The following is a 22169-nucleotide window of genomic DNA, read 5'->3' as shown; positions in this document are numbered from 1 at the left end:
ATGCGTGCATGACCGATGCCCGCCTGCCCGCCGATCTGCCATCACCGCTGCGCCGCCACCTGCTGCGGGCGGCGGTGCTTGCGCCTGCGGTCGCCGCGCTGGCGACCTTGCCGGGCTGTTCGACCCCGCCGCATTTCGACGGCAGCTTCATCCAGCCGTGGCGCAGCCACCTGGACCTCACCGCACAGGACTGGCAGCGGCACATGGCGTTGGCCCGGCAGCTGGGCTGCCGGCAGATCGTGGTGCAGTGGGCCGGCCTGTATGGCAGCGGCGGCGATGCCGACTGGGATGTGCCCGATGCGGTGATGCAGATGATCTTCGCCAGCGCCGCGGCCGAAGGGCTGCAGGTGCGGGTCGGCCTGCCGTATCACAGCGGCTGGTGGAAGGCGCTGCAGGCGCCGGATGCAGCCGCACTGGATGCGTTCCTCGCGCTCACCCTGGACAACGCACGCCGCTACCTGCAGCGCGCGCCGTGGGCGCGGCAGGCCAATTTCGCCGGCTGGTACCTGCCCTACGAACTGGAGCAGTACCACTGGGCGCAGGACGACCGCCAGCAGCGGCTGTGCGCGTGGCTGGCCGCGCTGTGCGAAGCGGCCAAGGCCGGCACCCCGCATGTCACCGCCATTTCCACCTACTTCAGCCGGCTGCAGACCACCGGTTCGCTGGCGCAGCTGTGGACCCGCATCCTGGAGCAGGCGCCGCTGCGGCCGATGGTGCAGGACGGCGTCGGCGTAGCCGGCCTGGACAACCTCGACGGCGTCGATCCGCTGCTGGCGCTGCTGCGCACGCGCAAGGTCGACTTCGACGTGGTGGTGGAACTGTTCGAGGAACTGCCCAGCTCGCCTGCCGATGGCAGTCATTTCCAGGCGCAGACCGCCGATGCCGCGCGTATCGCCAGACAGCTGGCCTGGGCCCAGCGCAGTGGCGCGGCCGGGGTGTTCGCCTTCGCCCTGGACCCGTGGCTGTCGCAGGACACCCCGCGCGCGCAGGCGCTGCGCAAGCGCTGGCGGACCAGCGCTCCGTAGCGCCCGGCGCGCGTTACAGCGTGCGCCCGATGATCTCGCGCAGAATTTCGCTGGTGCCGCCGAAGATGCGCAGCGCGCGTGCATCGGTCCAGGCGCGGCCGATGCCGTACTCGCTGCTGTAGCCGTAGCCCCCATGCAGTTGCAGCAGGTCGTCGAGTACCTGCCCCTGCATCTCGGTGGCGTTGAGCTTGGCCATCGCGGCGCGGGTTGCATCCAGCCGCCCCTCCATCTGCTCGCCCAGGCACTGGTCCAGGAACGTGCGCAGCATCGCCAGCCGTGCGGCCGCATCGGCGAGCACGAACCGGGTGTTCTGGTGGTCGATCAGGAAGCGTCCGAAGGCCTTGCGCTGGCGCACGTAGACCACCGTTTCGGCCAGCATGCCCTCGGCCGATGCGGCCGCACGCAGCGCAATGGCCAGGCGTTCGGCCGCGAGCTGCTCGCCGAGATAATCGAAGCCGCGCTGTTCTTCGCCGAGCAGGTGCGACACCGGCACTTCCACATCCTGGAAGAACAGCTCGCTGGTGTCCTGCGCGTGCTGACCGATCTTGGCCATCGGGGCGCTGCAGGTCACGCCGGGCAGGTGCGTGTCCACGCACAGCAGCGTAAGCCCGCGTGCGCCAAGCTCCGGCGCTACGGTCGCCACCACCACCGCCACATCGGCATTGCTGCCGTTGGTGATCCAGGTTTTCTGTCCGTTCAACAGGTAATGGTCACCACGGCGCTCGGCACGCGTGCGGATCGCCTTGAGGTCACTGCCCGCGCCGGGTTCGGTCATCGCGATGGCGCCGATCGCCTCGCCGCGCGCCATCGCCGGCAGCCAGGCATCACGCAGGGTGGTGCTGCCGTACTGCATGAGGTACGGCGCGACCATGTCCGAGTGAATCGAAAAACCGATGCCCAGATAGTTGGCGCGCGCCAGCTCTTCGATCACGCAGGCGGCATGGCCGTAATCGCCGCCCAGCCCATAGGGTTCGGGCAACTGGCAGTTGAGCAGGCCGGCCTCGCCCGCCGCACGCCACAGCGCGCGCGGGGTGATGCCGTCGCGCTCCCACTGCGCGTAGTGCGGTGCGATCTGCGTGTCGATGAAGCGCCGCACCTGCTCGCGGAACAGGGCATGGTCGTCGCGGAAGACGGAACGGGCGGGCATGGGATCAGCGGCCCACCGGATCGGTACCGCTGAGCTGGCCCTGCAGTACCGGTGCGTTGGCGCTGCCGGTCAGGAACAGGCTGTAATGGTCGCCGGGCTGCAACGAGGGCAGCGCCAGCGGCAGGCTGTCCCGGTTGCCGCAGCCGGCCACCAGACGGGCCTTGACCGGGTTGATCGCGCGCGCGCTGCTGGCGCCAGCGGCCACCGCCGGGAACACCACCGCCCCCTTGTCGGCCATCGCCAGCCGCGCCTGCGCGCAGCCCGTGGCCAGGTTGTAGAAGCGGATCTCGGCCTTGAGCGCATCGCTGCTGCCACCGCCATCGGCCAGCACGGCGAGCGGCCGCGACGGCGTGGCCGGGTCCAGCACCAGCGTGGTGAAGCTGCCGGCGGCAACCTGCGGCTGGGTGCGCGGCTTGCCGCCCACGCGTACCGCGAACGGCTTGCCACCTTCCACGATTGCATAGCGGGTGGCGCGCGTGGCCGGGCCGATGCTCTGGTCCGCACCGTTGCCGACACCGACCTTGAGCGCGGCCGCGCCGGGATTGAGCACCCGCACGAACGCCGACCCGGCCGGCGGTCGCGCTGCGTACAGCTGCGCCAGGCGGCCTTCCGGCGCGCCCTGCTGCGCGCTTGCGGCCAGGGGAGCGCACGCCAGCAGGGCGGCGACAAGCAGGGTCAGCGGCATCTTCATCGTTTGGGTTCCTGGCTGCGGAGCGTGCGCGCCAACGCGTAGCGCTGCTCCAGTTGTCTGCGATCGACCTTGTTGGTGGTGCCGGTGGGCAAGGCATCCACGGCGATCAGTTCGGAGGGGATCATGTACGGCGGCATGCGCTGGCCGAGCTGGTCCTTCCAGTCCTGCAGGGCCTCGGGCAACGGCTGGACCGCGCCCTCGCCCGGATGGGTGAGTTCAACGAAACCGATCATGCGCACCAGGCTGCCGTCGGGGCGTCGCAGCACCACGGCGGCACCCGCCACCACGCCCGCCAGGGTGGACAGTGCGGCATCCACTTCGGCCAGCTCGATGCGGTAGCCGTTGAGCTTGATCTGGTCGTCCTTGCGGCCGCGGAAGTAGACCCGCCCCTGCGCATCGAGATCGCCGAGATCGCCGCTGCGGTAGGCGCGTTTGCCGTTGTGCTCGAACAGTACGCCCTGATCGAGATCGGGGCGGTCGAGATAGCCGCGCATCACGTGGTCGCCGGCCATGCAGATTTCGCCGTCGTCCAGGAAGACCTCGGCATACGGCTTGGCCACACCGATCGGGAACGGGTTGGGGGCGGCGGCGCGCAGTTCGGCATCGATTTCCACCCAGGTGGTGGAACAGGTTGCTTCGGTGGGGCCGTAGGAATTGATGATGCGCGCCTGCGGGAAGCGCGCCCACAGCTCTTCGGCCACACGCGGGGTGAGCGACTCGGCCCCGAACACGAACACGCGCAGCGACGGCAGCTGGGCAGCGGTAAACCGCGGGTTGAGCATCTGCTGGCGCACGAACGAGGGTGTGGAGGCCCACACCGCGACATCGGACTGGCGCAGGTGGTCGACGAAGCGCTCGCTGTCGGCGATCACCTCACGCGGACAGAGCACGCAGCAGCCGCCGAGACCCAGCGCGCCGCACAGGTCGAACAGCGAGAAATCGAAGCTGAAGAGCATCTGGTTGAGGAAGGCCGGCGCCTCGCCCAGCGCCAGGCAGTCGCGGATCCAGCCGGTGAACAGCGCCACGCTGTCGCGCCCGATCTGCACGCCTTTCGGATCACCGGTGCTGCCCGAGGTGAACATGATGTAGGCCAGGCCGGGCACGGTCAGCGCGCGCGGCGCGGCAGCGCCGGGGCCGAACGCATCGGCGGCCGCATCGTAGACCGCGCCGGCATGCACCAGCTCGGTGATGCGCTGCAGGCGCGCTGGCGGGTTGATGGTATCCACCGGAACGTAGGTCACGCCCATCTGCAGGCAGCCGAGCATGGCCACCACGAAGGCCGCCTGCTTGTGGCCGGAAATCACCAGGGCATGGCCCGGCAGCACGCCGGCCGCCTGGGCACGCGCCATCCAGTCCTGGGTGGCCTGGTGCAGGCCGGCCCAGTCCATCACGCCATCGGCATCGTGCAGGGCGGCGGCGTGCGGTGCCTGCGCGTGCTCGACGAAGCGGCAGTGGTCGAAATCGAATCGCATGCGGTCGGCTCCTGCGGACGGGGGACGGCTCAGCGCTGGTGCGCGGCCACGTAGTCGGCCAGCACCTGCACCGAATCGACCAGCGCGTCGATCTCATCGACCGGCAGGGTGACACCCAGGCGGTCCTTGACCTCGACCATCAGCTGCACCTTGGACATCGAGTCGAACAGCGACTCCATGTACTCGTCAGGCTGCACGCGGGTGCCGATCACCGACTCGACGATGTCGATCAGCTGGGTCTGGAGCGTCTGGATATCCATGAGGTTCACCTTGTCAGAACTGGAAGTAGAGGAAACGCGATTCTTTGTGCAGGCTCAGCAGGCACAACCCGAGCAGCACCAGCATCACCAGCAGCCACGGCAGGTTGGGCTGCCAGCGCATCCACGCGCGCGGCGCCGGATTCGGCTTGGCCAGCGACGGCGAGTACACGCCCATGATCTGGTGCGCGTTGGGTGTGCCCCACACGATCGCCAGCAGCACCACGATATACACGAACTGCAGGTGATGCCCGATCAGCAGGCGCGCGCCGTCGGCCAGGCCCAGCCCGGCGGCATGGGTAACGCTTTCAAGGGCCTCCCAGCCGCGCACGCCGGCCATGCCCTGCACCAGCTGCCAGGCGTCGCCCACGCCGTCGGCGCGGAAGAACGCCTGCGCCACCAGCACCGCGCCGAAGGTCAGCAGCAGATAGCCCACATGCTGCAGCCGGCTCACCTTGCGCAGCGCCACCGGCGTGCGCCCGCCGACGAACACGCGCCAGGCGTGGTTGATCGCCAGGTACGCCGCGTGCAGCAGGCCGAAGATCAGGAACTGCAGGCCGGCGCCGTGCCAGATGCCGGCGAGCCCCATTGCCCACACCGTGGGCAGCACGATCATCGACAGGAAGCCACCGGCCGAGGCCACGGCGGTGGGTCCGGTCGGGCGGCCGTGGCGGGTGCGCCAGCGGGTCACCGCCATCGCCACCGGGTAGTACAGGTAGGCGGTGATGTAGCGGGTGAGCGTCATGTGCCAGCGCGCCCAGAAGTCGATCACGCTGGTGGCCTTGTACGGCGAGTTGAAGTTGAGCGGGAAGCGGATGCCGAACATCCGCGCCAGGCCCAGCGCCATGTCCGAGTAACCGGAGAAATCGAAGTACAGCTGCAGCGCATAGCTCAGTGCGGTGGCCCACGCCCCCCAGAACTGCACGCTGCCGGTTTCGGCAAAACCGGCATCGGCGTACGGGGCGATGGTGTCGGCCAGCAGCACTTTCTTGGCCAGGCCGATCACGAACAGCATGCCGCCGATCGACAGGTTGTCGGCGTGGAAGCGGTAGGTTTCGCGCTTGCTGAACTGCGGCATCATCTCCTTGTGGTGGAGGATCGGGCCGGCGATCAGGTGCGGGAAGAAGGTCACGAACAGCACATAGCTGAGCGGGCTGCGGTCGTTGACCACGCCGGCGCGGCAGTCGAGCAGGTAGCCGATCTGGGTGAAGGTGAAGAAGGAGATGCCCAGCGGCAGGATCAGCGTGTCCATCGGGCCGACGTTGAAGCCCATCTCGCCGACGAAGTTCACCATCGCCGCGAAATACTTGTAGTGGAACAGCAGCAGCAGATCGGCGGCCACGCCCAGCGCGGTGACCAGCAACTGCAGGCGCGGGCGCTTGGCCAGCGACAGGATCGCCAGGCTGACCAGATAGTTGAAGACGATGGACCCGCCCAGCAGCACCACGAACTGCGGGTTCCACCAGCCGTAGAACACGACCGAGGCCACGCACAGCCACAGCGCGGCCAGCCGCGGTTTCCAGGCACCGAGCAGATAGTGGATGCCCAGCGCGATCGGCAGGAACACCAGGAGGAACAGGAAAGAGTTGAAAAGCATCGTCGTTCGGCGCTCAGTCGATCTCGGCCAGCGTCGCCTGCTCACCGTCGGTCAACGGCAAGGACAGGGCCATTTCGGAGTATTCCCAGATCACCAGTTTCAGGCTGGACGGCCATTGCGCCCGCTGCGGCAGTGCCGCCAGCAGGGCGCCGGAGAACTGGCCGCCATCCAGGCTCTCGTTCCACACTTCGCGCCCGAGCGCGTTGCCCAGGCGTTCGGCGAACAGGCTGCGGCGGCCGTTGGAACTGCCCAGCAGCAGCACCTCCACCGGCGGGGTGTCATCGAGCAGTCCACCGCTGCGCAGCGGTTCAATCACCTGCACCGGCTCGCGGTCCAGTGCCGGCCGCCAGCGTGGCGGCGCATGCTCCAGCCCGGCCAGCACGATCAGGTCGCCCATGCGCGGCTCGGCCGGGCCCGGGGCGCCCACCTCGAACGCCTGCTGCCCGCGACCGCCCAGCAACGGCAGCGCGGACGCGGCGACCGCATCGGCGGCGCGCTGCGCACCGATCCGGTTCATGTGCACATCGGTGCGGAAGAACACCGGTTCGGATGCGCCCTGCAGCACCGGCAGCAGGTCGGTGGACGGCACCCCGGCGGCGGCGAGCGCCTGTTGCCACTGCCCCAGGCGCGCGCGCATCGGCGCGGAATGGCGCAGGCCGCAGGTATGGGAGTGCTCGATGCGGGACTTGTCCGGCACCACCACCACCAGCAACTGCACGCCCTGCGCCTTGAGCTGCTGCGACCAGTGCTGCATCAGACGCGTGCGCTGGGCGAAAACGGTGTCGCCGGTGCCGGCCGGCGGACGCAGCCCGTCGCGATAGAACAGCCAGTCCGGGCACCCCATCGCCACCTGCGGGCCGGTATCGCCGAGGAAGCGGTAGCGCACCGCGGCACTGGCCAGGTCGGCCTGCGCCTGCACCGGCAGCTTCAGCGCTTCGTTGATCGCGCGGCCTGCTTCGCCATCGGCCCAGCGTGCCGGCGCCAGCGACGCGGCGGGCAGCGTGGCGTTGGCCAGCATCCAGGCACCGGAGGCCAGGCCGAGCACGAGCAGCACGACCACCACCACGGCGGTGGCGATGTGCGCACGGGCCGGCGCGGCCGGTGGCAGGGGCGCGGGTGCGCCGGGACGGGCACTCATCGGATTACTGCCCCAGGGCCTTGTGCAGGCGCGCCTGCCACTGTTGCGGGGTCATGATGGAGGCGTTGTCCCACTGGCCCTGCGCCTGCGGACCGAAGCCATACACCGGCTCGAACATCTGCCACACCAGCACCTGCGGCGGGTTGTCGCGGAAGTCGGCCGATTCCAGGTATTCCAGCAGCATGACCCAGGGGCCGACGTTGCCCGCCTTCCAGTTCACGGTCACCGGGCGGTCCAGGCTGTTGGACAGCTTCTGCGGGAAGCCGAAATACGCCTGCACCATGCTGTGCCCGGTGACATGCACCGGTGCCTTGCCATCGTCCAGCAGGGACTGGCCCTCGGCGGCGCGGCGCACCACGAAGGTTTCGCGGCCGATAGCCGCCCGCTGATCCGGCGGCAGGAACAGTTCGGCCAGGTCGCCGTAGCGACGTTCGCGCACTTCCCGGCCCAGCGCCATGCCCGACCCCGGCTCGCCGGCGAGCGTGGGAACGGCCGCCTTGATCCGCGCAGCCATCGCATCGGCGGTGGCATCGGCGGCGACCTGGGTCCAGTGCTGGTCGCTGCGGTAGAACACATCGGCGCCGCTGGCGCGCACGCCGGACAGCACCTGCTTGGCGTCCAGCGCATCGATGCCGGCGCGCTTGAGCGACGCCAGGATGGTGTCGTAGCGCTTCTCGACCGACGGGCTGACCACTTTTCCTTCCGGCAGGCGGTCTTCATAGAAGATCACCTTGTCCGGCAGCACCAGCGGTTCCAGGCGGATGCCGCGTGCCGCCAGCGCGGCCTTGGCCTCGGCGATCAAGGCCGTGGACGCATCCACGGCCTTGGTGTCGACGTCGCTCAGGCTGCCCCATGCCGGGAACAGCCAGCCATCCTTGCCAACCAGCACGATCGACGAGTCGTCGCTGACGGGCGGCGTGGGCGCGGGTGCCTGGGCAAGCACGGGGCCGCTGCAGGCCAGGGCGCACAGCGCGACGAGCAGCGGCAGGCGGAGGCGCGAGGGACGGCGCGACACAGGGGCGTCGGTCTTCATGAGGTCCTTTTCCATGTCAGTAGTACAGGGTAGCGGTTGCGAACAGGCCCTTGGCGCGCTGGGTATCGCCGCCGCCAAGGGCGAAGCGGTACTGCACGGCCAGGTCCAGATAGGAGCGCGCGGCGTTGTAGTGATCCTCGCGGAACCAGTAGCGCACGCCGACGCCGGGGCCGGTGCCGAGCGACCAGCTGCGGTCGGTGTCGGACAGCGCGAACGACTGCGTGCCGATCAACGGATAGTCGATGCCGCTCACACGCGAGCGCTGGTCGATCCAGTCGGCGCCAAGCACCAGGTAGGGCGTGACCACCCAGCGGGTCTGGTCCGCGCCGAACCGGTAGCTGCGGCCGGCACGCAGTTCGGCGGCGGCAAAGGCCTGCTGGCGGCGCAGGCGGCCATCGGATGCCATCAGCCGCTGCGCCGGATCACCATTGGCGTCCAGGCTGTCGATGGTGAAGTGGGCGCGGTTGTCGTCCCAGCTGTAGCCGGCCTGCGCATAGCCGCTGAGGTTCCACCAGCGGTTGACGTCGGTGCGCACGCCGGTGCCGTGGTAGAAGCCGTAGGTCAGGTAGGTCATCCAGCCGCCGGCATTGCTGTCCAGGCGATAGCGGGCCAGCGTGTTGACCTGCAGCGGACGGTCCGATTCGGTCTGGATGCGGCAGCGGATCGCCGCCGAATCCGGATACACGCCGCCGCGCCGCGTGGCGGTACCCAGGAACTGCCTGCGTTCGATACCGGCGCTCAGGCCGGTCTGGCCGAAGGCGTAGCGCACGCCGAACGAGCCGATCGTGGATGGCCAACCGGCGACCGAGCGCGACTGGCTCAGGCGCTCGGCGCGGTCGCGCGCATCTTCGGTGGCCACGCCGGTGCAGGGGTCGACTGCGAGCAGCGATTCGAACGTGCCGCCTTCGTCGTACAGCGTGTTGGCCAGGCGCGCATAAGCCTCCAGCGTGCCGTGGCGGTTGTTGAGCGCCTGCGGCCGCCAGAACGCTTCCAGCGTACCGAACACCGAATCACCCGGCGTGCTGATCGCCGCACCGCCCAGGTTGGTGGCGGCCTGGCGCGCGCCGCGGTAGCCCGCGGAGAGCGTCATGCCCCACTCCCGCTCGAAGTTGGTGATGGAACTGCGGGTGTTGTAGCGCTGGGAGGTATCCAGCTTCATCTCGCCCTGGTCGGCACTGTCGATCGCGCCGCGTAGCAGGCGCGCCGCCTCGTCGCGCTTGCCGAGCGCCGCATTCGCATAGGCCTGGTCCAGCACCACGGTCGGCGGCGCCTTGCCGGTGGCGTCGGCCGCGCGGAAGTCGTCGAGCGCCGCCTGCGGTGCCCCGACGCGCTGGTTGAGGTAGCCGCGCTGCATCAGCAGGCCGGCATCATCGGGCGTGGTGGCCAGGGCGCTGTCCAGGCGTTGCCGGGCCTCGCCCTGCTGGGTACGGTCGCCCGCCGCCAGCGCCGTGGTCAGCAGCGACTGCAGCGGGACGCTGTCCGGCGCGGCCTGTACGGCCTGGCGTGCGTCCGTGATCGCCTGCTGGTAGTCCTGCCGCCCGTACGCTGCGTAGGCGCGTTGCGCCGCGCCGCCCTCGCCCTGCAGATCGGCGGGCATCAGCTCGCACTGGGTGCCGTACGGGGTATCGCGGCACTGCTGGATCGGGGAAGGATAGTTGGCCTCGGTCAGCGCCACGCCCGGACGTGCGCTGCGCAGCGCGCGGGTGCGCTGGGTCACGGCATCGGTGATCGCCTTGCGCGTGTCGTCGTCTTCGTCGGCCAGGGCATCGGCCTGCAGCGGCGCAAGCAGGCGCTCGGCGCGGCTGCGATCACCCGCCGCGATGGCCGCGTCCACGGCGAGCAGGCGCACGCTGCGCTGCTGCTGCGGATCCAGCCAGTCCTGGCCGAGCGCGGTGTCGAAATCGGCATTGGATGCCGCACTGCGTCCCAGCCGCTGCAGCAGATAGCCACGCATGACCAGCGCATTGGTGTCTTCGCCGTCCTGCGCGATGGCATCGCTGGCAGCGGTGACGCCTTCCTCGAGGCGATCGCTGAGCAGCAGTGCGCTCATCAGCAACAGGCGATGGCTGGTGACTTCCGGCGCCAGCGCAACGGCCTTGCGGGCAGGTTCCACCGCCTCTTCCGGACGCAGTGCGATCAGCGCCTGGTAACCGGCCTGCGCCGGAATGATGGCCTGCTCGCGCTTGACGCGCAGTTGGCGCGCCATCAGGTCGGTGCGGTTCGGTGCGCCGAGTTCGAGTGCGGTGGTGGCCGCCTGCAGCGCTCCCTCCAGGTCGCCGGAGGTTTCCAGCGCCGCCACCCACAGCATCGCCCAGGCGCCCTGCTGGGGCTGCTGGCGGAATGCCTGTTCGGCCTTCTGCGCCGCCTCGGCCATGCGATCGGCGTTGTAGGCGTCGTATGCCTGGGTGGCGATGGCGAAGGCACGCTGATACGCCTGCTCGGCCGCAGTCGGCCGCGCGGTTGCACGCGGTGCCGCCGCGCCGCCGGCACGCCCGGCTGCGGCGGCGGGCGCAGCGGCCAGACCGGGCAGCGCCGGATCGCGCAGGCCATCTGCGATGGCCCGCTGGGCCAGGCTGCGCGCCTCGTCATAGCGGCCGAGCTTCTGTGCGGCATAGATCTGCAACAGGCGCAGGCGGGCCACGTCGGGGCGCAGGCGCGCCGCCTCGGCGGCGGTCCGGTAGGCCTGCTGGTAATCGCCGCGCTCATAGGCGCCAAACGCCTGCTCGGCGATGCGGTAGGCGTTGCCGGACAGCGGCAGCGGTTCCTGCGCCTGTGCGCTGGCGCACCCCAGCCCGAGCAGGCTCAGCGCGATCATGCTGGAAAGCAGTGTGGTTCTCATGCCTTCAGCTCTCCGCTGGCACTGTACTGGGGAAGGCCCGAGCGTCGGTGCTGCTCGCGCACGGCGGTGGCGATGGCCGCTTCGGTGGCCACGCCATGTTTGACCAGGTAATCGCCGATGCGCCCGTCGCGCTGCGGTTTGTATTCGTCCAGCACGCGCTCGAACTGGTCGCGCGGAATCAGGCGCATCTCCACCAGCAGGTCGCCGAGCAGCGGCACCGCGTCGATGCGGTAGCTCTCGCCGCTGATCAGGCGCAGACCGGCGTTGATCTCGCTTTCGCGGGCAATCGACTGCACCACCGTGGTGGCCGGCAGGTCTTTCAGCAGCTGCGCCTGTTCGGCCTCGGACAACGGGTTGGCGACGGCCACCGACAGTTCGTCGGGCGTATCGGACGGCAACGGCAGCAGACGCCACTGCACGCAGGCGTCCACCGGTACCGGGAACTGGCCCGCCTGCAGGTAGGCCACGTCGATTGCCGCACGCGGCAGATCGCCCTGGAAAGCGATGGCCTCGGCGAGGGTTTCGTCGTCCAGCCAGCCCTGCGACACCAGAATGCGACCGAGCGGCTGCTGACGCCCGCCCTGCTGCTGTTGCAGCGCTTCCTCCAGGCGTTCGGGCTCCACGGCCTGCCAGGTGGTGAGCAGCTCGCCCAGACGCTTGCGGGTCTGCACCAGCTGGGAGGCGCTGGGGAAGTCATGCATGGTCTTGTCCCACACCATGCGCTTGCCGAACAGCAGGTACAGCAGGAACATGCGCCACGCACGGGCGGTGGCCATGAAGTTGATCATGTTGCCGACCACCATGCGCGGGATCGACATCAGCGCATGTTCCCAGCCGTACAGCTTGTTGACGAAGTAGAAGCGCTGCACCACGCGCGTGGCCAGTGCGGCGGTGGTCAGCAGCGCCACGTTCATCTGCCAGGTGCCGGCCTGGAAAATGGTGGGGAACTGGGTGTGCCACAGGCCGGTGACCTTGAGCAGCCAGAACAGCAGCAGCTGCACGAAGATCACGTAGGCGATGATGCTGACAAAGGACGTGATGATGCCCTTGCGGTCGCGCGCGAGCAGGTACTTGGTCGCCAGCGATCCGCGCCAGCCGAGCGTTTCCCAGCTCTGCAGGCCGATGCCCAGCACCCAGCGCGCTTTCTGCCGGTAGGAGGCGCGGAAGTTGTCGGGGAAGTATTCGCGCACGCACAACGCCATGCCCTGGGTCCGCTCGCGCACCGGGCCCCAGCCGAACCACGAGGGACGGCGCACGCGGAACTGCACCGGGAACCGCGCGAAGATGGAATGCATGCCCATCGCCGCCAGCCGTGCGCCGACGTCATAGTCTTCGGTCAGGCTGTCGGTATTGAACGGCTGGTTGTTGGTGGCCTCGCTCAGTGCCAGCAGCGCCTTGCGCGAGAAACACGTGCCCACGCCGGCCGAGGGCACCATGCCGGACACGCTCTCGCGCACCACCAGATCCTTGGCGTGCCATTCGGCGAATTCGTCCATGTACACGCCGGCGATCAGCTCGTACCACTCGCGGTCCAGCGAGGTGACCGGCAACTGGATCATGTCCTTGCGCGGCAGCAGGTAGTTGAAGAAGCGCAGCTCCATCGGGTGCAGCACGTCTTCGCTGTCGTGCAGGATCACCCCGGCGAACTCGATGCCGTGGCGCTTCTCGTAGTCGAAGATCGACAGGATCAGCCAGTTCAGGCAGTCGGCCTTGCTGGTCGGCCCCGGGTGCGGCACTTCGACGCGACGCAGCCGCTTGTAGCGGCGGCGCATGCGTTCCACTTCGGCGATGGTCTCGGCATCGTTGGGATAGGTGCCCACGAAGACGATGTACTCGCGGTAGTCGAGCACGTCGATCATGTTCTCGACCATCTGCGCGATCACGTCGTACTCGGCCCAGGCCGGCACCATGATCGCCAGCGGCTGTTCCGGCCGCTGCAGCAGGTCCTGCTGGGTCAAGGGCCGGTATTCGCGGCGCTTCTTCACGGTCAGGGTGCGCCAGGTTTCGCGCACCCAGTACCAGACATCGATGAACAGGTCGTCCAGGCTGGAAATCAGGATCAGCACGGCTACTGCCGCCGCGACTGTTTCCAGTCCGGCGTAGTAGTTGGCCAGGTAGATATCCCAGTGCAGGCCGTCCACGGGGGATCAGTGCCCGGTCGAGGCGGACTTGCGGCGACGACGGACCTGCGCCACGCGCGCGGCCAGCAGCATGAACACCACCACGCCCACCAGCACCAGCAGCCACACCATGTGCTGCTGCCAGACCGGTTCGGGATTGCCCTGCTTGGCGACGTTCGCCCCGGTGGGATCCTGGCCATCGAAGTCCTGGACCACACCGCGGCCGTCAAGCAGCGCGATGTTGCCGCGGATCAGCCGGAACGGTTCGCCGATCTGCGGCGCATGCGCCCCCAGCTCGCGGTAGATCACGCCGGTCCTGTCACCGCTGCCGACCACTTCCACCAGCGCCGACCGGTCCAGCCCGGCCACATCCAGCAGCACCTGCTTGCCGGTCCCGGCGATCACCAGGCGGCCGTCACGCACCGCGCCGCTGGAGACCACGTCCTGCGGGGCCAGCGCGAAGCTGAGGTAGGCACCGCCCGGCGCGATCGCCGCCTTGGGATCGCTGACCTTCAGCACCGCCTGGGTGGGCGAGGCGCCGGCGGCACTGGCGATGTGGATCACCTTGGCCAGCGAGGACGGCGCATCCTGCAGCCAGGTGGCCGGCACGAACACGTCGTGCTTGCCGGCAAGCTGTGCGGCGGCGCCGACGAAATCCGGGGCCATGCTGCGGTCGGCCAGGCGCAGGTGGCTGCTGGGCAGCACCGACACCGGGTAGCCGGTGGCCGGGTCATGGCAGTACGGCCGCGCCGGCTGGCGCAGGAAGCTGATCTTGACCTGGTTGCGCGCAGCCAGCGCGTAGCTGGGTACCGTGGCCACCAGGCGCTGCGGCTTGCCGTCGTTGGCCAGAACCTTGGCGCCGAGCAGGTAGTCGTTGAAGAAGATCGATGCCACCGCGCCCTGCCCGGCCGGATTCGGCGCGGCAGAGACGTCCAGCACCACTTCGCTGGGCAGGCGCCCTTCGCTGGACAGCGCGCCCAGGTCGAACGTGGCGATGCGGTCGCCGCGCGAGATGATGTCCTGGGTGCCGGCCATCGCGCCGAGGCGGCTGAGCAGCACCACGTCCTTGTCGGCCTGCGGCAGCACCGCCTGCTCGACCTGCAGCGAACGTCCCAGCGCGTAGGCGCGCCACTGCTCGGTCAGCAGGCCGGCCACCTTGGCACCGGCTCCCACCGCAACCAGCAGGGTGGGACGCCCGCCGACCATCGCCACCTGCACCGACGCGGTGCCGGGCGCGGTTTCCAGTCCGGCCATGTCGGCGCTGCGCCACTGCGCGAACGCAGCGGCGGCGTCGGGTGCGGACGCCCCCACCTCGGCCGCAAGCGCATCCAGCGCGGCGCGCACGGCGGCCCGCAGCGGGTCGCTGGTCACCGCCACGTCGGGTGCCAGCGGGCCATCGGCCAGCGACAGCAGCGCGCCCACTTCGGCCAGGCTGCCGATACGGTGCGTGGCACTGCCGTCGGACAACGCCGCATAGGCGGGAATGCCGGCCAGGCTGGCGGGGATCACCAGCCCGCGCAGGTCCACCGTGCCGCCCACGGCGGGCAGGCCGACCACGTCCACGCGCTTGCCGCCATTCTCCAATGCGGTGCCCACGCGCCAGGCCGCGTCGTAGCTGTCCACGCCCAGCGCGCGGCCATCCACCAGCAGCCGCACACGGGCCGGCAATGCGCCCCATGCCTTGGCCACGGTGTCGATCTGACGGCCATCGAAGCGGTAGCTGAAACGCGTGTCCGGCGACAGCCGCAGCACGTTGGCGGGCGCGCTCTGGTCGGCGCACTGGTAGTCGGACACCACCGACCACCAGCCCACGCCGAAGCGCACGAAACCGCTCGGACGGGCGAAGCCGTCGATGCCGATCAACTGGCTGGCATCGCCCTGCGCATCGGTGATCGACCGTGCCGAAACCGGGTCGCCATCGATGGAGAGCAGGTTGGAGGTGCGCCCGGTGTGGCCGCGCACGTAGCGCGCGTCGAGCTGCAGCTGTGCGTCGCGGGTCTCCACCCCGGCCGGTACCGGCAGGTAGATCTCGCGCTGGCTCTCCTGCCCGCTCAGTATCACCGGCTGGGTGAAGCCCAGTTCGCGCAGGGTCATGCTGCGGCTGACGGTGCTGTCGCCGGCCCACTCGGTGAACTGGCCGGCCACGCTGTCGGCGGCCAACGCCGTCGGCAGGGGACAGATCAGGACCAGGGCCAGCGGCAATACCTTGGAGAAGCGTGCGGTACTACGGGTGGTCTTGGTCATGAGGTCGCTTCGGTCAGGGAGGGAGTGGACAGGGCATCGGCCGCAAGGCCGGGCACGAACTCGTCGAACGGGACCCCGCGCAACGCGGCGACGATGCGGGCGGATGCACGCCCATCGCCGTACGGGCTGGCATCGGGACGGAACCGCGCGGGGGTCGGCGCGGCGTCGCAGGCGGCCCCCACCTCGGCGACGATGCGCGCCGCGTCGGTGCCGACCAGCTTGACCACCCCGGCCTGCACGGCTTCGGGGCGCTCGGTGACATCGCGCATCACCAGCACCGGGCGGCCCAGCGCCGGCGCTTCTTCCTGCACACCGCCGGAATCGGTGAGCACCACGTGCGCGCGCTGCATCAGGCGCACGAAGTGCAGGTAGTCCTGCGGCTCGATCAGGTGCACGTTGTCCAGGCCGCCGAGGTGCTGGTGTACCGGCCCCTGCACATTCGGGTTGAGGTGGACCGGGTAGACGATCTCCAGGTCCGGGCGTCGGGCCAGTTCGGCCAGCGCGCGGCAGATGTTGGCGAAGCCGTCGCCGAAGCTCTCGCGGCGATGCCCGGTGACCAGCAGCAGCTTGCGGCCCGGCGTGAGGAACGGGAACGCCGCATCCAGGCCGGCGCGCAGCGGCGCGTCGCGGTCGATGCGGTCGACCGTCTGTTCCAGCGCATCGATCACGGTGTTGCCGGTAACGCTGATGCGCCCGCCCAGATTTTCCTGCTCCAGGTTGTAGCGCGAGCTGGCGGTGGGCGCGAACAGATGGTCGGCGACCACGTCGATGACGCGGCGGTTCATTTCTTCCGGCCACGGCTGGTCGAGGTTGCCGGTGCGCAGACCTGCTTCGACATGCCCCACCGGAATGCGGCGATGGAACGCAGCCAGCGCGGCCGTCATCGCGGTACTGGTATCGCCGTGCACCAGCACGCGGTCCGGCTGCACCTGCTCGTAGAGTGCATCGAGCTTGGCGAACAACCGCGCGCACAACCCGTTGAGGGTCTGGTTGGCAACCATGACATCGAGGTCGTGATCGGGCTGGATGTCGAACAACGACATCACCTGATCGAGCATCGCCCGGTGCTGTCCGGTGATGCAGACCACGGAGTGGATTCCCGGCGCTGCTTCCAGCGCGCGGACCAGCGGCCCCATCTTGATGGCTTCAGGGCGAGTACCAAAGACAGAAAGAACCTTCACCTGACCGCTCCATGTGCTGACTAACGATGTGTGACGTCCATCACGCAAATCGTAGGCCAAGTGGGGCTTCCTAGCCAGTTCAACGTGATACGCATCACATTTCGACGGCCAATGTGACGCTGTGCGTCACTTTATGCCGTTACCCGGGTACCAGTGTCTCTTTGTGGGCGCGTTACTCAGGTGAAAGTTCGAACACCTGGCGCAGATACGCCAGGTAGCCGGGGTCGTCGCACATGCTCTTGCCCGGCGAATCGCTGAGTTTGGCCACCGGCTGGCCGTTGCAGCGGACCATCTTGATGACGATGTTGAGCGGCGTCGGCCCGAGATCGTTGGTGAGGTGCGTGCCCACGCCGAATGCCACCTGGCAGCGTCCGCGGAAATAGTCGAACAGCTGCATCACCTTTTCGATGTTGAGCCCATCGCTGAACACCAGCACCTTGCTGCGCGGATCGACGCGACGCGCGTTGAAGTGCGCGAGCATGCGGTCGCCCCAGGCGAACGGATCGCCCGAATCGTGGCGCACGCCATCGAAGAGCTTGCAGAAGTACATGTCGAAATCGCGCAGGAACGCCTCCAGCCCGACCACATCGGACAAGGCGATACCGAGGTCGCCGCGGTACTCGCGCGCCCACGATTCCAGCGCCGCCACCTGCGAATCGCGCAGGCGCGGGCCAAGCGCCTGGAACGCCTGCAGATACTCGTGCGCCATCGTGCCGTGCGGCGTCATGCCGTACAGGCGGGCGAAATGCACGTTGCTGGTGCCCACGAACTGGGTGCCCAGCGCATCGCGCATCATCGGCAGCATGCGCGCGTGCCACTCGCGCGAGTAGCGCCGCCGGCTGCCATAGTCGGCGATGCGGCACAGCTCGAAGCCGGGGGTATCGCGCAGCAGCGCGGTCTTGGCCTGCAGGCGGCGCTCGCCTTCGGCGAAATCGGGCGTGCTGGTATTGCGGAACCAGACCTCGTTGATGATCGCCAGCAGCGGCACTTCGAACAGGATCGTGTGCAGCCACGGACCGGTGATGTCCAGCTCGATCTCGCCGGGCACGGTCACCGATGCGCGCAGGCCGATGTACTTGCGGTCCAGGTGGAACAGCCCGAGGAAGTCGGCGAAGTCCGGTTTGACGAACCGCAGGCCGCGCACGTAGTCCAGTTCCTCGGCCGTGAAGCGCAGGCGGCACAGGTGGTCGATCTCGTCGTTGATCTGATCGATGAACTGCGCCAGGTCGATGCCCGGCGTGCGGCATTTGAACCGGTACTGCACCTGGGCGCCGGGATGCTGGTGCAACACCGCCTGCATCATGGTGAATTTGTACAGGTCGGTGTCGAGCAGGGACTGGATGATCATGCGGATTCCACGCGCGTTCGGAAGGTGCGCCTGCAAATTATGCGCCGCGCGTGGTGATCGCCGGCATACGGGCGTGGCCGCGTTTGGCCACGCGTTCATCTCGGCGCGGGCTCAGGTCCGGCGCCGTGCCCGCAGCAGCCGCGGCACCTGCGCCGCGGCGTGGGCCCAGATGGCCGCCCAGACCGCGCCCTGCACCAGCAGGTTGCGGCGCGGCGCCTCGAACTTGCGGAAGTAGCGCCACAGCCCGCGGTGTTTGTGCCATTCGACGAAGAACGGCCGCGAGCGGCTGGACACGCCGCGCACGTGGATGACCTGCAGGTCGTTGGCGATTGCCACCACCGCCCCGGCATCGCGGGCACGGCGGCACAGGTCCAGGTCTTCGGCATGCAGGCGGTAGCCGGCATCCCAGCCGCCAAGCCGGTCGAACAGCGCCCGGGGCATCAGCAGCAGCGCACCGGACAGGGCCGGCACCACCTGCAGGGTCTGGGCGGGATCGGCCGGGATGGCCAGGCGCGCGCCACGGCCGGGGTGGCGCAGCATCGCGGCAAAATCCGGATCGCGGCGGCGCACCGCGTCATCGCGCCGACCGTCCTCGTCCACCTGTTCCACGCCGAGCAGGCAGTCGCCCAGTGCCGCAGCGCGTGCGCACAGCAGCGACAGCGTGTCCGGCGCGACCAGCAGGTCGGGGTTGATGAACGCCAGCCACGGCGCCTCGCAGTCGGCCACGCCCTGGTTGTTGGCGGCAGCAAAACCGGGGTTGTCCGGATTGGCGATGAAACGCACGCGCGCGTCCGCCGTGGCGTGGCGCTGCACGATGTCCAGCGTGGCATCGGTCGAGCCGTTGTCGACCACGCGGATCTCGACGACATCGTGGGCGGCGCGCAGCCGGGTCAGGCAGGCGTCAAGGGTGCTGCCGCTCTGGTAGCTGACGATGATGGCGGCGATGGCGTGGCTCAAGCGGGGGACTCCGGTGCGGCGGGCGGCGCGAACAGGTCGCCCTGTGCGCGCGGCATTATCGCCTGCTGGTACCCCTGCTGCAGCGCCTGGCGTGCCTGGCGCAGCGGGTCGCCCATCAGAAATGCGGCCAGCCGCGGCCGCCAGCCGGGCCAGCGCGTGCCCAGCGCGTCCATGTCGCCATCGTGCGCCTGGCCCTCGTCGGCCCGCGCGACGAAGGCGGTTTCGCACAGTGCATTGCGCCAGCCCAGCCCGGCCATGCGCAGGCTCAGGTCGATCAGCGCGGCATTCCAGGAGCCATAGCTGTGCGCGTCCAGGCCCCCGGCCTTGCGCCGCGCATTGCCGCGCAGCAGCACTGCATGGGTCACCGCCGACGGCAGTTCCGGGTGCAGCGGCGGCAACGACGCGCAGGCATGGGCCAGCGCGTCGAGCGCCTCGGGGACCGGATTGATTTCGCCCAGGCGTGGCCAGGCAGCGGTTTCACCGGCATTGCACCAGGGCGTGGCCGAGCCGATCGACGGATCGTGCGCGAAGCAGGCCTCCAGGTGCTGCAGCCAGCCCGGCGCCGGGATCGCATCGGGCGCCAGCACCACCACGTCGGCACCGGCGCAGGCCTGCAGCATCTCATCCAGGTGGGCCACCTCGCCGATGCTGCGCGCACGCCGGGTGTACTCGGCGCGCAGCTGCGTATGGGCCAGCCAGTGTTCGATCACCGCCTGCGCCCGCGGCCCGGCCTGCCCGTCGTCGGCCAGCCACACCGCCGTGTTGGGCGCGGTGCCGGCCTCCAGGGCGCCCAGGCACTGGTCCAGGGCGGTGTCGTCGACGCCGATCGGCAGCAACACGATCGTCCCCATCGCTTCCCCTGTCTGTGGTGGCTGCCGGATGCGCGCAGCCTAACAGGCGGCGCGGGGTGCGCGCGTCAGTTCTTCTTCGGGTGGTTCGGGAACGGCTCCATCGCGCGGAAGCGGCTGCTGTACTCGTCGGTGAGCTTGCGCGACTCCTGCGCGTTGCGCACGATCGTCGGGGTGAGCAGCACGATCACTTCCGAACGCCCGCTGTTCTGGGTCTTCCTGCCGAACAGGGCGCCCAGTACCGGGATCTTGCTCAGCCCCGGCACGCCGTTGCTGCCGTCTTCGTCGGAATTGGTGATCAGGCCGGCCAGCATGATGGTGTCGCCACTCTGCACGGCGGCCTCGGTGGAGATCTTGCGGGTGTTGATCGGCGGGTTGCAGGTGGTCTTGGTCGGATCACAGCCGGCGGGAATCGCGCCTGCCGAGCTGACTTCCTGCACGATGTCCAGGAACACCACGCCGTCGCGGGTGATGCGCGGGCGCACCTTGAGGATCACGCCGGTATCGAGGTACTGCACCTGGCTGTAGGTGTTGTCGCCGCCAACGCCGGTGTTGACCGAGACCGAGTTGATCGGGATCTGGGTACCGACGTTGAGCGTGGCTTCGGCGTTGTTGCGCACAAAGATGGACGGGGTCTGCAGCAGGCGCAGGTTGCTGACCTTGTCCAGCGCGGACACCACGGCCGCCGCGTTCTTGCCAAGGAAGGTCCAGCCCACGCCACCGTCACCGACCACGCCGGAGATGCTGCCCCAGATGGAACGGCCCAGCGCGCTCGGCAGGTCCACACCGCTTTCGGTCTTGCCGGTGGCCACAGCCTGCTCGAAGAACCAGTTGACGCCGTAGCTGAGGTCGCCGGTGAGCGATACCTCGGCCACCTGCGCCTCGATGTGCACCTGCATCGGCATCACGTCGAGTTTCTCGATCACCTCGCGGATGGAGCGCCATGCCTGCGGGGTGGATCGCACCAGCAGGGTGTTGGTTTCTTCCACGGCGGACACGCCGACGCTGTCGCCCTGCACTTCCAGGTTGAAGCTGGCGTTGCCCGCCTGCCGCTGCGGCAGGCTCATGCTGCCGTCGCCCAGTCCGCCGCGGCTGCTGCCGTTGCCGCTGCCGGTGGTGCTGATGTTGTTGGTGTTGCCGCCCAGGTCGCGGCTGCCGACATCCATCTGCGATCCCCCTGGCGCCAGCGAGGTGCTGCTGCCACGGCCACGGCCGTTCTCGCTGGCGAAGGCCTCGGCCAGGCGCTCGGCCAGGTCCTTGGCCTTGACGTAGCGCAGTTCGTAGGAGAACAGGCGGGCACTGCCGCCGGCGGTGTCGATGCGGTCCAGCCACTGCTGGATCTGGTCCAGGTAGCGTGCCTGCGGGGTGATCACCAGCACCGCGTTGGCATTCTCCAGCGGCAGGAAGCGGAACATGCCCGCGCTGGGGGTTTTGCTCTCTTCGCCGAACACCTTCTCCAGATCCGCGGCAACCTGTTCGGCCTTGCCCGACTGGATCGGGAACACGCCCACGGACATGCCCGACAGCCAGTCGACGTCGAAGATCTCCACGGTGCGCAGGTAGTTTTCCAGTTCGCTGCGGGTGCCGCCGAGGGTGATCACGTTGCGCCCGCTGTCCACGTTGACGATCGCATTGGGACGCGCATACGGCTCCAGCACCTTCTTCATCTCCGTGGCGGAGATGAACTGCAGCGGCACCACGCGCACCTCGAAGCCGCGCGCGCTGGCGGCCGGGGCGGTGCTCGGCGCAACCGTACCGGCCAGCGCCTGGTCGGCGGCGACGATGTTGTAGCGGCCGCCGCTGTAGACCATGCGCGCGTTGTTCCAGCCCAGCACCATCTCCAGCAGGTTCAGCGCCTGCGCCGACGACACCGGCTTGGGCGTGGCCAGCGTCACGGTGCCCTGCACGCCGGGCGCGATCACGTAGTTCTGCCCGAGCATGTCGCCGAGGATCGCCTTGACCACGGCGTGCACCGACTCGCCTTCGAAATTGAACGTGGCCTGCCCGCTGCCGGCCTGCGCAAGCGCCGGCTGCGGCGCCGCAGCCGCGCTGCGGTTGATCATGGTGCCGGTACCGCGGCGGATCACCGCCTGCGGTGCGCCGGCCTCCAGGCCCTCGGTGGCCACGCCTTCGCGCGAGCCGTCGCCGGCCACCACCTGGTGCGGCCCATCCAGCACCGCGTCGCGACGCACTTCGGGAGCAGGCACGGTGGCGCAGCCCACCAGCAGGGCCACGGCAAAGGAAATCGGGAAAAGACGCAGTGTCATGCTTT

16 protein-coding genes are annotated in these 22169 nt (G+C 69.1%); 1 reads left to right on the top strand and 15 read right to left on the bottom strand.

Annotation, left to right across the window (positions count from 1 at the left end):
- Positions 1-8: 8 nt before the first annotated feature.
- Entirely contained in the window at positions 9-1025 is a 1017-nt protein-coding gene (locus tag ACLB90_RS12870) for a DUF4434 domain-containing protein (protein WP_411849871.1), read from the top strand.
- Positions 1026-1038: 13 nt separating this feature from the next.
- On the opposite strand, the gene ACLB90_RS12865 is transcribed toward ACLB90_RS12870, so the two are convergent.
- From ACLB90_RS12865 to gspD, 15 genes are all read right to left on the bottom strand, one after another.
- On the bottom strand, positions 1039-2172 hold the full coding sequence (locus ACLB90_RS12865) for an acyl-CoA dehydrogenase family protein (RefSeq protein ID WP_411849870.1): 1134 nt from the start codon (positions 2170-2172) through the stop codon (positions 1039-1041).
- 4 nt (positions 2173-2176) lie between these two features.
- Positions 2177-2863: an alginate O-acetyltransferase AlgF gene (locus ACLB90_RS12860; protein WP_411849869.1), complete on the bottom strand. Its 687-nt coding sequence runs from the start codon at positions 2861-2863 to the stop codon at positions 2177-2179.
- Positions 2860-4335 carry an AMP-binding protein gene (locus tag ACLB90_RS12855; RefSeq protein WP_411849868.1) on the bottom strand — a complete coding sequence of 492 codons (1476 nt, stop codon included), beginning with the start codon at positions 4333-4335 and terminating at the stop codon, positions 2860-2862. Before ACLB90_RS12855 ends, ACLB90_RS12860 begins: the two co-directional genes overlap by 4 nt.
- A 29-nt stretch (positions 4336-4364) precedes the next feature.
- A complete protein-coding gene (locus ACLB90_RS12850; protein ID WP_017357450.1) occupies positions 4365-4595 on the bottom strand; it encodes an acyl carrier protein in 231 nt (76 codons plus the stop codon).
- A gap of 13 nt (positions 4596-4608) precedes the next feature.
- Positions 4609-6189, bottom strand: a complete 1581-nt coding sequence (locus ACLB90_RS12845) for an MBOAT family O-acyltransferase (RefSeq protein ID WP_411849867.1) — start codon at positions 6187-6189, stop codon at positions 4609-4611.
- A 13-nt stretch (positions 6190-6202) separates the two neighbouring features.
- Complete coding sequence (locus ACLB90_RS12840; protein ID WP_411849866.1) at positions 6203-7327, bottom strand: alginate O-acetyltransferase AlgX-related protein; 1125 nt, start codon at positions 7325-7327, stop codon at positions 6203-6205.
- A gap of 4 nt (positions 7328-7331) precedes the next feature.
- On the bottom strand, positions 7332-8360 hold the full coding sequence (locus tag ACLB90_RS12835) for an alginate O-acetyltransferase AlgX-related protein (protein WP_411849865.1): 1029 nt from the start codon (positions 8358-8360) through the stop codon (positions 7332-7334).
- Between the two features lie 16 nt (positions 8361-8376).
- Positions 8377-11199 (bottom strand): NfrA family protein, encoded by a 2823-nt coding sequence (locus ACLB90_RS12830; protein ID WP_411849864.1) that lies wholly within the window; start codon positions 11197-11199, stop codon positions 8377-8379.
- Positions 11196-13340: a glycosyl transferase family protein gene (locus ACLB90_RS12825; RefSeq protein ID WP_411849863.1), complete on the bottom strand. Its 2145-nt coding sequence runs from the start codon at positions 13338-13340 to the stop codon at positions 11196-11198. The genes ACLB90_RS12830 and ACLB90_RS12825 overlap by 4 nt, the downstream gene beginning before the upstream one ends.
- Before the next feature lie 6 nt (positions 13341-13346).
- On the bottom strand, positions 13347-15563 hold the full coding sequence (locus tag ACLB90_RS12820) for a hypothetical protein (protein WP_411849862.1): 2217 nt from the start codon (positions 15561-15563) through the stop codon (positions 13347-13349).
- Entirely contained in the window at positions 15560-16744 is a 1185-nt protein-coding gene (gene wecB, locus ACLB90_RS12815) for a non-hydrolyzing UDP-N-acetylglucosamine 2-epimerase (protein ID WP_411849861.1), read from the bottom strand. The genes ACLB90_RS12820 and wecB overlap by 4 nt, the downstream gene beginning before the upstream one ends.
- 172 nt (positions 16745-16916) lie before the next feature.
- Positions 16917-18092: a nicotinate phosphoribosyltransferase gene (pncB, locus tag ACLB90_RS12810; RefSeq protein WP_411849860.1), complete on the bottom strand. Its 1176-nt coding sequence runs from the start codon at positions 18090-18092 to the stop codon at positions 16917-16919.
- A 111-nt stretch (positions 18093-18203) separates the two neighbouring features.
- Complete coding sequence (locus tag ACLB90_RS12805) at positions 18204-19049, bottom strand: glycosyltransferase family 2 protein (protein WP_411849859.1); 846 nt, start codon at positions 19047-19049, stop codon at positions 18204-18206.
- Positions 19046-19900 (bottom strand): glycosyltransferase family 2 protein, encoded by an 855-nt coding sequence (locus tag ACLB90_RS12800; protein ID WP_411849858.1) that lies wholly within the window; start codon positions 19898-19900, stop codon positions 19046-19048. Before ACLB90_RS12800 ends, ACLB90_RS12805 begins: the two co-directional genes overlap by 4 nt.
- Before the next feature lie 65 nt (positions 19901-19965).
- Positions 19966-22164: a type II secretion system secretin GspD gene (gspD, locus tag ACLB90_RS12795; RefSeq protein ID WP_411849857.1), complete on the bottom strand. Its 2199-nt coding sequence runs from the start codon at positions 22162-22164 to the stop codon at positions 19966-19968.
- Positions 22165-22169 lie beyond the last annotated feature (5 nt).

The organism is Stenotrophomonas sp. LGBM10 (genome assembly GCF_046736075.1).
Classification (GTDB): Bacteria; Pseudomonadota; Gammaproteobacteria; order Xanthomonadales; family Xanthomonadaceae; genus Stenotrophomonas.
The sequence above is the reverse complement of the archived record's forward strand: the minus strand, read 5'-3'. Positions and strand labels throughout refer to the sequence as shown.

Coding starts and splice junctions, on each gene's coding strand:
- ACLB90_RS12850 (WP_017357450.1), bottom strand. CDS start 4,595: ATGGATATCCAGACGCTCCAGACCCAGCTGATCGACATCGTCGAGTCG.
- ACLB90_RS12830 (WP_411849864.1), bottom strand. CDS start 11,199: ATGAGAACCACACTGCTTTCCAGCATGATCGCGCTGAGCCTGCTCGGG.
- ACLB90_RS12835 (WP_411849865.1), bottom strand. CDS start 8,360: ATGAAGACCGACGCCCCTGTGTCGCGCCGTCCCTCGCGCCTCCGCCTG.
- ACLB90_RS12845 (WP_411849867.1), bottom strand. CDS start 6,189: ATGCTTTTCAACTCTTTCCTGTTCCTCCTGGTGTTCCTGCCGATCGCG.
- ACLB90_RS12860 (WP_411849869.1), bottom strand. CDS start 2,863: ATGAAGATGCCGCTGACCCTGCTTGTCGCCGCCCTGCTGGCGTGCGCT.
- ACLB90_RS12820 (WP_411849862.1), bottom strand. CDS start 15,563: ATGACCAAGACCACCCGTAGTACCGCACGCTTCTCCAAGGTATTGCCG.
- gspD (WP_411849857.1), bottom strand. CDS start 22,164: ATGACACTGCGTCTTTTCCCGATTTCCTTTGCCGTGGCCCTGCTGGTG.
- ACLB90_RS12800 (WP_411849858.1), bottom strand. CDS start 19,900: ATGGGGACGATCGTGTTGCTGCCGATCGGCGTCGACGACACCGCCCTG.
- pncB (WP_411849860.1), bottom strand. CDS start 18,092: ATGATCATCCAGTCCCTGCTCGACACCGACCTGTACAAATTCACCATG.
- ACLB90_RS12855 (WP_411849868.1), bottom strand. CDS start 4,335: ATGCGATTCGATTTCGACCACTGCCGCTTCGTCGAGCACGCGCAGGCA.
- ACLB90_RS12840 (WP_411849866.1), bottom strand. CDS start 7,327: ATGAGTGCCCGTCCCGGCGCACCCGCGCCCCTGCCACCGGCCGCGCCG.
- ACLB90_RS12870 (WP_411849871.1), top strand. CDS start 9: ATGACCGATGCCCGCCTGCCCGCCGATCTGCCATCACCGCTGCGCCGC.
- ACLB90_RS12865 (WP_411849870.1), bottom strand. CDS start 2,172: ATGCCCGCCCGTTCCGTCTTCCGCGACGACCATGCCCTGTTCCGCGAG.